Source organism: Pararhizobium sp. PWRC1-1, assembly GCF_049897905.1.
Taxonomy (GTDB): Bacteria; Pseudomonadota; Alphaproteobacteria; order Rhizobiales; family Rhizobiaceae; genus Pararhizobium.
Window position 1 is genome coordinate 1 of record NZ_JAFCXE010000051.1, and the last position, 10,498, is coordinate 10,498.

The 10,498-nt window shown below is 60.0% G+C and carries 13 protein-coding genes; 6 read left to right on the forward strand and 7 right to left on the reverse strand.

The window, feature by feature from the left end:
• Positions 1-181: 181 nt before the first annotated feature.
• On the reverse strand, positions 182-760 hold the full coding sequence (locus tag ACP7E0_RS34445) for a J domain-containing protein (RefSeq protein ID WP_426131809.1): 579 nt from the start codon (positions 758-760) through the stop codon (positions 182-184).
• Between the two features lie 507 nt (positions 761-1,267).
• On the opposite strand from ACP7E0_RS34445, the gene ACP7E0_RS34450 reads away from it, so the two are divergent.
• The gene (locus ACP7E0_RS34450; protein WP_037095903.1) at positions 1,268-1,480 is read left to right on the forward strand and encodes a cold-shock protein; all 213 of its coding nucleotides are present in this window, start codon (positions 1,268-1,270) and stop codon (positions 1,478-1,480) included.
• Positions 1,481-1,620: 140 nt separating this feature from the next.
• Here ACP7E0_RS34450 and dusA read toward each other — a convergent pair whose 3' ends face one another.
• The 3 genes from dusA to ACP7E0_RS34465 all read right to left on the reverse strand — a co-directional run bounded on the left by dusA (position 1,621) and on the right by ACP7E0_RS34465 (position 3,821).
• Positions 1,621-2,727 carry a tRNA dihydrouridine(20/20a) synthase DusA gene (dusA, locus tag ACP7E0_RS34455; RefSeq protein WP_426131811.1) on the reverse strand — a complete coding sequence of 369 codons (1,107 nt, stop codon included), beginning with the start codon at positions 2,725-2,727 and terminating at the stop codon, positions 1,621-1,623.
• Between the two features lie 350 nt (positions 2,728-3,077).
• Positions 3,078-3,320 (reverse strand): DUF982 domain-containing protein, encoded by a 243-nt coding sequence (locus tag ACP7E0_RS34460; RefSeq protein ID WP_426131813.1) that lies wholly within the window; start codon positions 3,318-3,320, stop codon positions 3,078-3,080.
• 252 nt (positions 3,321-3,572) lie between these two features.
• Positions 3,573-3,821 (reverse strand): hypothetical protein, encoded by a 249-nt coding sequence (locus ACP7E0_RS34465; RefSeq protein WP_426131815.1) that lies wholly within the window; start codon positions 3,819-3,821, stop codon positions 3,573-3,575.
• 283 nt (positions 3,822-4,104) lie between these two features.
• Between ACP7E0_RS34465 and ACP7E0_RS34470 the strand changes: the two genes are divergently transcribed.
• The 3 genes from ACP7E0_RS34470 to ACP7E0_RS34480 all read left to right on the forward strand — a co-directional run bounded on the left by ACP7E0_RS34470 (position 4,105) and on the right by ACP7E0_RS34480 (position 5,600).
• The gene (locus ACP7E0_RS34470) at positions 4,105-4,308 is read left to right on the forward strand and encodes a hypothetical protein (RefSeq protein ID WP_037095909.1); all 204 of its coding nucleotides are present in this window, start codon (positions 4,105-4,107) and stop codon (positions 4,306-4,308) included.
• A 67-nt stretch (positions 4,309-4,375) separates the two neighbouring features.
• Complete coding sequence (locus ACP7E0_RS34475; RefSeq protein WP_426131818.1) at positions 4,376-5,059, forward strand: fumarylacetoacetate hydrolase family protein; 684 nt, start codon at positions 4,376-4,378, stop codon at positions 5,057-5,059.
• Positions 5,060-5,069: 10 nt separating this feature from the next.
• A complete protein-coding gene (locus ACP7E0_RS34480) occupies positions 5,070-5,600 on the forward strand; it encodes a gamma carbonic anhydrase family protein (RefSeq protein WP_426131820.1) in 531 nt (176 codons plus the stop codon).
• A gap of 79 nt (positions 5,601-5,679) precedes the next feature.
• Here the strand turns inward: ACP7E0_RS34480 and ACP7E0_RS34485 are convergent, their stop codons facing one another.
• From ACP7E0_RS34485 to ACP7E0_RS34495, 3 genes are read right to left on the reverse strand one after another with little or no spacing between them, the layout of a single operon-like run.
• Positions 5,680-6,084, reverse strand: a complete 405-nt coding sequence (locus ACP7E0_RS34485) for a Fur family transcriptional regulator (protein WP_113318370.1) — start codon at positions 6,082-6,084, stop codon at positions 5,680-5,682.
• Complete coding sequence (gene znuB / locus ACP7E0_RS34490; RefSeq protein WP_426131822.1) at positions 6,084-6,917, reverse strand: zinc ABC transporter permease subunit ZnuB; 834 nt, start codon at positions 6,915-6,917, stop codon at positions 6,084-6,086. Before znuB ends, ACP7E0_RS34485 begins: the two co-directional genes overlap by 1 nt.
• Positions 6,910-7,827, reverse strand: a complete 918-nt coding sequence (locus tag ACP7E0_RS34495; protein WP_426131824.1) for an ATP-binding cassette domain-containing protein — start codon at positions 7,825-7,827, stop codon at positions 6,910-6,912. The genes znuB and ACP7E0_RS34495 overlap by 8 nt, the downstream gene beginning before the upstream one ends.
• Positions 7,828-7,930: 103 nt before the next feature.
• Between ACP7E0_RS34495 and znuA the strand changes: the two genes are divergently transcribed.
• Entirely contained in the window at positions 7,931-8,926 is a 996-nt protein-coding gene (gene znuA / locus ACP7E0_RS34500) for a zinc ABC transporter substrate-binding protein ZnuA (RefSeq protein ID WP_426131825.1), read from the forward strand.
• A 95-nt stretch (positions 8,927-9,021) separates the two neighbouring features.
• Positions 9,022-10,227 (forward strand): zinc metallochaperone GTPase ZigA, encoded by a 1,206-nt coding sequence (zigA, locus tag ACP7E0_RS34505; protein ID WP_426131826.1) that lies wholly within the window; start codon positions 9,022-9,024, stop codon positions 10,225-10,227.
• Positions 10,228-10,498 lie beyond the last annotated feature (271 nt).

Sequence of the window (10,498 nt, forward strand, 5' to 3'; positions counted from 1 at the left end):
AGGACCAGAGCCAGCAAACGGTCTCCAACGACCGGGATCCCGACGGCCTTCCGCCCGCCCCCATTAAAGCACAGTTCAGACACACAGGATTCCTGTGACAGGCACAGGAATGACGGAGGGCTGGGGTACCTCAAGGGAACTTCAACCGGTGGTGAAAAAGGACGGGACGCAAAGGCCCTCCCTATTCCGCCGCCTCTTCCAGCCGCTCCAGCTCGTACGAGTAGCCCTCCAGGATCGTATAGGCCTGCTCGGTTGCCTCGATCTGGGCTTCGGCGCTGCGGATGGCGTCGGCGATCGATTGCGAGCGGGTGCGCAGCATCGAGCCGAGGATATCGGCAGCGGGACGGCGGCCGAGGCGGTCGAGATGCTGGCGCACGCGGGCGCGGTGACGCTCCAGCTCGAGGATGTGGAACCGGCTCTTGACGATATCGTCGGACAGTTTGCGGCGCATGGCGGCGACCGGATCGAAGCTGCCGGGCTCGCGCTCGTCGAGGATGAAATCGTTGACCAGCGTTTCCAGCTTCAAAATGCCCTGCAGGTCGCGCGGATCGGCCAGCTGCGGGTCATAGCCGGTATTGTCGTAGACCTTGCGCCGCACCGGGTCCTTCAACAGGTCGTAACACGCCTGCAGCCGGCCAAAGGCCTCGGTATCGCCGCCGCTGTCGGGATGAACGGCCTTCACCTGGCGGCGATAGGCCGCCTTGACCGCCTGCTCGTCGGCGCCGCGGTCAATTCCAAGCGTTTCATAGGGGTCGATCACAACGCCACCTCTTCCGTCTCAGCATTCGTCCCGTCCGTCCCTGACCTAACCCTTCGCCCGGCCAGCATCAACCCAAAAGCGGATGCGGCGTGCACAGCCCTTAATCGGACATCGCCGGGACCAAATTGTGGTGAGATCGGGATGGCGCGCGGTTTTCCCCGGCCGCGACCGTGGGCGCTGCTGCCAGACCTGCAAAACCGGCGGTTGGTTCATGCTGGTGCATCCGTGGCCGCCTACCGACATAGGGTTGAGTGCAAAGGATTAAACGCTTGCTATTTTCTTTTTTTGCTGCAAATATTTCCGCGTTCGGGCGTTAGCATCCCGGAGACTGGACTGGCTGTATGGTCCCGGAAAAATCCGGGCGTGCCGAAAGGCACTGTAGACGTTCTTTCCCCGTTATCGACTTCTCCGACTGGCTTTCCGGAATAAAGACAAAACCGGAAAGAAAAACGTCTCCACCCTGGCAGGGGTGAGGACATATCATTAAGGGAAAAAAGGACTTCTCCCATGGCCACCAAGGGCACCGTAAAATTCTTCAACCAGGACAAGGGTTTTGGTTTCATCACGCCGGAAGGCGGCGCCAAGGACGTGTTCGTACACATCTCCGCGCTGCAGGCCGCTGGTCTCCAGACCCTGAAGGACGGCCAGCAGGTCACCTTCGACACCGAGCCGGATCGCATGGGCAAGGGCCCGAAGGCCGTCAACATCCAGGCTGACTAAGCCTCGATCCGACTGCTTGCGACAACTGATTGAACGGCGTCCCCCGGGCGCCGTTTTTTTTGTGTCGGCGATCGTCCCCGGGGCGAAAATCCGTGCAATGGCCCAATGGGCCGATCAGCACTGCGGCAAGCCGACGGTTTTTACTCCGCCGCCTGCTTTGCCTCGGCAGTCAGAAAGATTGCGTCGAATGCCGCCGCGATCACCTCCGGCCCGGCCCCTGCCCGCGTCGCATCGGCCGACAGGATCTGCCGAAACCGCCGCGCGCCCGGCCAGCCCTGAAACAGCCCGACCATGTGGCGGGTGACATGGATGAGCCGCCCGCCCGAAGCGATATGCCCGGCCGCATAGCCCATCATCGCATCACGCACCCCGGCCCAGAAGTCCGCAGACTGGCGGTGGCCATTGGCGGTAAAGGCTTCGCCGGAGAAATCGACAGGCGCCGCACCCGTCAGCGGATGCGAAAAACATCCGTCCACGCCGGTCAGCATGGCGCTATCATGATACGGCGCCCGCCCGAGCATGACCCCATCCAGCACCGTTTCGTGATTCAGTTCTTCAACAGCCTGATTCAAACTGCCAAGACCGCCATTGATACCAATGAAAAGACTGGGATGTTCCGCCTTGAGCCGGTGAACCAGCGGATAATCCAACGGCGGAATATCGCGGTTCTCCTTCGGCGACAGCCCCTGCAGCCAGGCTTTTCGCGCATGAACCCAGACGGCGTCGGTTCCGGCCTCTGCCACCCGAGACACCAGATCGCGCAGCGCAATCTCGGGGTCCTGATCGTCGACACCGATCCGGGACTTGACCGTGACAGGAATGGACACCGCCGCCTTCATCGCCGCGACGCATTCCGCCACGACCCAAGGCTCGCGCATCAGGCAGGCGCCAAACGTCCCGGATTGTACGCGGTCCGAAGGACAGCCGACATTGATGTTGATCTCGGCATAACCGAACGCTTGGCCGATCCGCGCGGCCTCCGCCATCTTGCGCGGATCATTGCCGCCCAGTTGCAGCGCCACCGGCTGCTCGACCGTATCGAACCCCAGCAACCTCTGACGGTCACCCCGCAGGATCGCCTCGGAGACGATCATCTCGGTGTAGAGCAAAGCGTGTTTGGAAAGCTGGCGGGCGAGGAAGCGGTAGTGCCTGTCCGTCCAGTCGATCATCGGGGCGACGGCAAACACCGGCGCTGCGAAATATGTCGAAGCGGTGCCGATCGATGCCGAAATCGCTGCAGTGCCCATCAAAAAAATACCTTCATCCCCGCACGCATTGCAGGCGGTATACTGTAGTCGAGAAACAGGCGCGCAACTGGAGACGGACATCCCGCAGCTCGAAGCGGCCCAACCAATCGCCGCCTTATACAGCGGCGAGGTTTTGAAAGCGAGATGGGACTTTTGGAGGGTTAGGGAATGGCTATCGAGGGCAAAATTGCAAAATCACGATGGAAAAGAAAACCCAGCCGCAAACCCGAAAATAAATCAATGCCGCTCGGCGGCGGATGAGGTCCCACCGATATTGGGAGGAACTGAAAAATATCACATTTTACCGCGCTGGCGACGCAGTTGATTTCAATTTACCTCTGCATAACGCGTCAGTGCGCTTGCAGCTTGGCCTCCTCGGCGGCAGCAATGAACACCGCGCGGGCCTCTTCAGGCGATTTGCGGCCGTCAATGGCGGCGCGGCAGAAGCTACGGGCTGCAACGTAACGGGGACCGCGAAGATCGGGCCAAGTGTCCATCAGGCAGATCAGCGCGTCGAACGGCCCCAAAACGACTTGAGAACCCTTGTGCGCAAATCCGACTTCGACGGGGTTGGACCATTTGGTATTTGGCATGAGCGTCTCCTCCGAATGTCTTGCCAGACCATAACGGCAACATAACCGATTTGGTTCCCGTTGGGCAGAGCACAAAACGAAAAAAGCCTGCCGCGGGAGGAGGTGCGGCAGGCTTCTGAAAATGACCCACGGTCGGGAGGAGGTGACCGCTGATCGGTCGCAGCTTTCCGGGAGGAGGTGGATTGCTGCGATAAATATGACTATAATGCTGCGATGCACAAAAATCAAATAAAATCTGATGCAGTGCAACCGCTACCAGTAACGTCTTCGTGTTGGCTGTGAGCCGGATGCATTGCCGATCAGATAGCCCGCAACGAAGGCCGCCGCGCCGAAAACCAGCAAAGCAGTGCTGGTTGCCGAGGGATGATCCTGGGCGCTTTGCGCCACGGCAGAAGCCTCATCGCGGACATAGCTCGCCGCCTGTTTCGCTTTGGCCGTCACGCCGCTGGACTCGTCGAGTTCACCAGTAAAGCCGGTTCGCAAATTCTTGATATTCGCCATCTCGCGCTCCTTTTCCGTTCGGTGGGAAAACACCCGAACCGCAGGATTGTTCCAGTGCGCTAAAGACGGATCCGAAGCACCTGCGAACGCATCGCTTCAAACGGCTTGCAGCCCTCCGGGCATCGGCGTCTCATTCCGGCACAAATTAAAGCATCTGCTAAAAAATCACTGTTGCGATTTCTTCATGTGTGGCATGCTAATAGATGAGGTGCCTCATAAAAACCAATTTCGGAGTAGCTACTACAACCCAGAATCAAAAAATAAAAGAGACGGGAGAAAACACATGGTAGAGGAAAATCTGTATCGCATCGTCGAAGTCAGCTTGAAGCGCGGCAGTGACCGCCGCGATGTCGGCATCATGACCGTCCGCCAGGCGCTGGAACTTCCAGATGTCCCCAGCCTGGAGTATACGCATCCGGAACTCAATTCCCGGGCAGACAGCCGGTTCCTGACCCGCGACCAACTTCAAGCTTACGTCTGCAGCTGAAGCCGCTTTCCCCACCCCTCAAAGGGGTGCTATCGTCCGCCATTCGCAATCGAATGGCTGGATATCGATGACAACTGTAATCCCCCTTCCCGCGCCGGTGCTTTTGCCGGTGGTGAATTCCGAGCAAACCTTCCCGGTCCGCCGCGTCTATTGTGTCGGGCGTAATTATGCCGCCCACGCCATCGAGATGGGCCATGATCCGGACCGGGAACCACCCTTCTTCTTCCAGAAGAATCCGGACAATCTTGTCCATGGCGCCGAGTTCCCCTACCCGCCGCTTTCGACCGATGTGCACCACGAGGTCGAGCTGGTTATCGCGCTGAAACACGGTGGCGATGCCATTGACGCTGGCGATGCGCTGGATTGCGTCTATGGCTACGCCGTCGGCATCGACTTTACCCGCCGCGACCTGCAGGCAGAGGCGAAGGCCGCCGGCAAACCCTGGGCGGCGGCAAAGGCCTTCGAACATTCGGCACCGGTGTCGGAGATTGTTCCGGCGCAGGTTATCGGACATCCCACAGAGGGGAATATCTGGCTGAAGATCGACGGCGAGACCAAGCAGCAGGGTGACCTTAACCAGATGATCTGGAAGATACCGGAAATCATCGCCGAACTGTCAAAACTGTTCACCCTTGCCGCCGGCGACATCATCATGACTGGCACGCCGTCCGGCGTCGGGCCGGTATCGCGCGGCGACGCGGTGTCGTGCGGTATCGATGGCGTGGCGACGCTGACCGTCACGGTCGTTTGAGGGGGAAACCATGCCGCTCTATGCTCTTGGACCCGCCCGGCCCACTGTACCGCCGGAAGGCCGCTATTGGGTTGCGCCCGACGCGCATGTCATCGGTCAAGTCGAACTGAGCGACGATGTCGGCATCTGGTTCGGTGCGGTGCTGCGCGGTGACAACGAGCCGATCCGTATCGGCGCCCGCAGCAATATTCAGGAGGGTGTGGTCATTCATGTCGATCCCGGCTTGCCCGTAACGATCGGGCAAGGCTGCACCATCGGCCACCGCGCCATCGTGCACGGCTGCACTATCGGCGACAATTCGCTCATCGGCATGGGGGCGACGGTGCTGAACGGCGCCGTGATCGGCAACAATTGCCTGGTGGGTGCCAATGCACTGGTAACAGAGGGCAAGGTCTTCCCGGACAGCTCGCTGATCGTCGGGTCGCCGGCAAAGGCCATCCGGTTGCTGGATGAGGCGGCAGTCGCCGGATTGAGGAAATCGGCTGACGGCTACGTTAAAAAATGGCAGCTGTTCGCGACCAGCCTTTCCATCATCGGATAGGCGACACCGGCGCTGAACCGTGTGCAGCCGGGCGCCTTTACCATATGCTGGTGGGAGCCCGGCTCAAGCACTCGTCCGCCTATTCAGCGGTGCAATTCTGGCAGTGGCCTCGAATCTCGATCGTCGTCTTCTCGGTCTTGAAGTGCTGCTTGCCGGCCAGCACCGACAGACGCTCTTCCATCGCCTCATCGTGCATCTCGGTCACCTGGCCGCAATCCTCGCAGATCGCAAAGGCCGTCACGCCATGATCATGGTGATGGTGATGATCCGGATGGGCGCAGGCGACGAAGGAATTCATACTTTCAAGCCGGTGGATGAGGCCGAATTCCAACAGCTTGTCGAGCGCCCGGTAGACCTGCAGCGGTGCACGAAAACCGTGATCGCGCAGCTTGTCGAGGATGGTATAGGCGCTGAGCGGCCCTTCTGCATGATGGAGCGCGTCGAGGACCAGCGACTGGTTCTTGGTAAGCTGCTGTGTCGCCATCAATGATGTCCTCCATGCGTCGAGTGGATCGCCGTCTCTGCCTGTTTATTGCGGCCGAACGGCAGCAGACTGAGCACGAAAAGCCCCATCGCCGCAACCACGATCGACGGGCCGGACGGCGTATCGAAATGCAGCGAACCGAACAGGCCGCCGGTGACCGCAAGCGCACCGATGACCGAGGCGAGCACGGCCATGATCTCGGGCGATGTGGCAAAGCGCCGGGCGGTGGCTGCCGGGATGATCAACAGAGAGGTGATCAGCAGGATGCCGACGATCTTCATGGCGATGGCGATCACCAGCGCCATCAGCAGCATGAAATAGAGCCGTGCCCGCTCCGGCTGCAGGCCCTCGGCCTCCGCCAGTTCCGGATTGACCGTCGAGGCGAGCAGCGGCCGCCAAAGATAGACGATCGCGGCCAGCACAAGAATACCGCCGCCCCAGACCAGATCGATATCGGCCTCGGAGACAGCGAGAATATCGCCGAACAGGAAGCCGACCAGATCGATCCGCACCCAGGTCATGAAGGCGACCATGACGAGGCCGATCGACAGCGCCGAATGCGAGAGAATGCCAAGCAGCGCATCGGTCGACAAAGCACCCCTTTTTTGCAGCAACAGAAGTAGCAGCGACACGGCAGCGGCGACGATGAAGACGCTCAGCATCAGATTGAGATCGAAGAGCAGTGACAGCGCCACGCCGAGAAGTGCCGAATGCGCCATCGTATCGCCGAAATAGGCCATGCGCCGCCAGATGACGAAACAGCCGAGCGGGCCGACGGTGATGGCAAGGCCAATACCGGCAATGAGGGCGCGGGTGAAGAAATCGTCAAACACGGCCGCTCTCCTTGCTATCGAACCCCTGCAGGCGGCTCTTATGGCCACAGCCGCATTCAGGGCCATGCTCATGCGAACCGTGATCGCCATGCGTTTGGTCGCCATGATGGTGGCCGTCATCGGGATGGCAATGTTCGGTAATGCTGCCATCGGTATGCAGCACGCGGCCATCCGGCAGATGGGTATGGTCGTGATCGTGGCTATAGACGGCGAGCGACTTGGCGGCGCGGCTGCCGAACAGCTTTAGATATTCCGGGCTCTGGCTGACCACCTGCGGCGTACCGCGGCAGCAGACATGTCCGTTAAGGCAGATCACCGTATCGGTCTCGGCCATGACCACATGCAGGTCGTGGGAGATCAGCAGGATACCGCAGCCGGTGCTGTTGCGGATGGATTTGATCAGATCATAAAGCGCAATCTCGCCGGAGAAATCGACGCCCTGTACCGGTTCGTCCAGCACCAGCAGATCCGGTTTGCGGGCAATGGCACGGGCAAGCAATGCACGCTGGAATTCGCCGCCGGATAGGTGCTGCACCTCGGCCCGGGCAAGATGGGCGATGCCGGTCGAATGCAGCGCTTCCTCGACCTCGCGGCCCTTCAGCGGCCCGGTCAGCGTCATCAGTCGTTCCACGGTCAATGGTAGCGTCCAGTCGATCGCCAGCTTCTGCGGCACATAACCGACCTTCAGCCCCGGCAGCTTCTCGACCCAGCCCTCGTCCGGCTTCAAAACGCCGATCGCAGCCTTCGCCGTCGTCGACTTGCCGGAACCATTGGGCCCGATAAGCGTGACGATCTCGCCACGGCTGATCGAGAACTCGACGCCGCGCACCAGCCAGCGGCCATTGCGGCGGATGCCGGCATTGTTGAGCGAGACGAGCGGTGCCTGATCAGACTTATGGAAATTCAGCATCAAAAAATCCGGATGGGGTGTTGCCAGTCGCTATGCCACACGTTATAGCATAACGCAATTGATGTAATAACATTACATTGATTTACAAGACAGGAGTCCCCGCATGAGCCTGAAAAAATCCCTCCTTTTGACAACCTCGCTGCTTTTCACCCCCACCATACTTCTGGCGGCGGGTGCGGCCCGTGCCGAGGTTCCCAATGTCGTCGTCTCGATCAAACCGATCCACTCCCTGGTCGCCTCGATCATGCAGGGCGTCGGCGAACCGGCACTGATCGTCGAAGGAGCCGCCTCCCCGCACACGTACAGCATGAAACCCTCCAACGCTTCGGCGTTGGAAAAGGCCAATGTGGTCTTCTGGGTTGGCCATGGGCTGGAAGCCTTTTTGGAAAAGCCGCTGGAATCGCTCGGCAGCGGTGCAAAGATTGTCGAACTCGATGATGCGCCCGGTCTTGAGAAGCTGAAGTTCCGCGAGGGTGGCGCCTTTGAGGCGCATGACGACGACGATGAGCACGAAGCAAGCGCGGAGGGTGCCGAGGGGCACGCGCATGAGGAAGCCGGTCACCATCATGACGAGGGTGAATTCGACCTGCATCTCTGGCTTGATCCCGCCAATGCCAAGGCAATGGCAGCCGAGATCGAAAAGACGCTGGCCGCCGCCGATCCGGCCAATGCCGCAGCTTACAAGACTAATCTCGATGCCCTGAACACCCGGCTCGATACGCTCGACAAAAAGCTCGTTGAGACGGTGGCGCCAATCAAGGACAAGCCCTTCATCGTCTTTCATGACGCCTATCAGTATTTCGAGCATCGCTACCATGTGAAAGTGGCGGGCTCGATCACCGTCAGCCCCGAGACCCTGCCCGGCGCCGCACGGCTGAAGCAGATCCACGAAAAGATTGTCGCGCTTGGCGCCACCTGCGTCTTTGCCGAACCGCAGTTCGAACCGAAGCTCGTCAATGTCGTGCTGGAAGGCACCTCAGCAAAGTCCGGAACGCTGGATCCGGAAGCTGCGACGCTTGAGGCCGGTCCCGACCTCTATTTCCAGCTGATGGACAGCATCGGCACATCGCTGAAGACCTGCCTTACCAACGCTAGCTAAAAAGACCCTCCCAAGACCGTGAAAAAGGCGGACCACCATAGGTCCGCCTTTTTCAGATCATCGAAGGTAATAGTATAACATTAAGGGAGGTAACTATGTCCGACAAACTTCCGGTCACCGTCCTCTCCGGTTTCCTCGGGGCCGGCAAGACCACGGTGCTCAATCATATCCTCAACAATCGCGACGGGTTGCGGGTTGCTGTCATCGTCAACGATATGAGTGAGGTCAATATTGACGCAGCACTGGTACGCGAAGGCGGCGCCAACCTGTCGCGGACCGAGGAGCAGCTGGTCGAGATGACCAATGGCTGCATTTGCTGCACTCTGCGCGACGATCTTCTGAATGAAGTGCGCAAGCTGGCCGAACAGGACCGGTTCGACTATCTGCTGATCGAATCGACCGGGATCGCCGAGCCCCTGCCCGTCGCCACCACCTTCGAATTCCGCGACGAGGCCGGCAACAGCCTCGCCGATGTCGCGCGGCTCGACACGATGGTGACCGTGGTCGATGCTGTCAGCCTGCTGGGCGATTACTCGTCCGCCGACTTTCTGGCCGACCGCGGCGATACGGCCGGAGACAATGACAACCGCACGCTTGTCGATCTCCTGGTCGAGCAGATCGAATTCGCCGATGTCGTCATTCTCAACAAGGCGGGAAGTGCGACGCCGGAGCAACGGGATGCGGCGAGAAAGATCATTGCCGGGCTGAATGCCGATGCGCGGCTGATCGAGACGGATTTCGGCAAGGTGGCTTTGCGCAATGTTCTCGGTACCGGCCTGTTCGACATGCAGAAAGCCGAGCAGCATCCGGTCTGGTACAAGGAGTTGCACGGCTTCAAGGATCACGTGCCGGAAACAGAGGAATACGGCATCCGCTCCTTCGTCTACCGGGCCAAAAGGCCATTCGATCCCGCGCGGTTTCACGATTTCGTCCACCGGCCATGGCCGGGCGTCGTGCGGGCCAAGGGGTTCTTCTGGCTGGCGACGCGGCCGCATCACGCCGGCGAGCTCAGCCAGGCCGGGCCGATGGTGCGCACCTCGAAAATGGGGCTGTGGTGGTCAGCGGTTCCGAAAACCCAATGGCCGGAGGATCCGGGTTTCCTTGCAATGATGAAGCCGCATCTCGACCCCGTCTGGGGTGACCGGCGCCAAGAGATCGTCTTCATCGGCGCAGATCCGATGGACCAAGCAACATTGGAAGCGGAACTCGACGAGTGTCTGGTTGATGCCAAGGCATTTACGCCAGACCGCTGGAAGGCTTTGCCGGACCCGTTTACCGATTGGTCGGCGCGGGCAAGCTAGGCAGACGAACCGGTAGCCGGCGTTTTCTCACAAGTCTCGTTGTTGAAATACCGTTGGGAGACCGGGCGATTGTCAAATCCTCCGTCATTCCTGTGCCTGTCACAGGGATCCTGTGTGTCTGAACTGTGCTTTAATGGGGGCGGGCGGAAGGCCCGTCGGGATCCCGGTCGTTGGAGACCGTTTGCTGGCTCTGGTCCTCCGCCCGCTTTTGATACCCGAACCTGAACAGTTGACGGAGGCCGTGACAGCGGACCTCGCATCACAGGAAGAG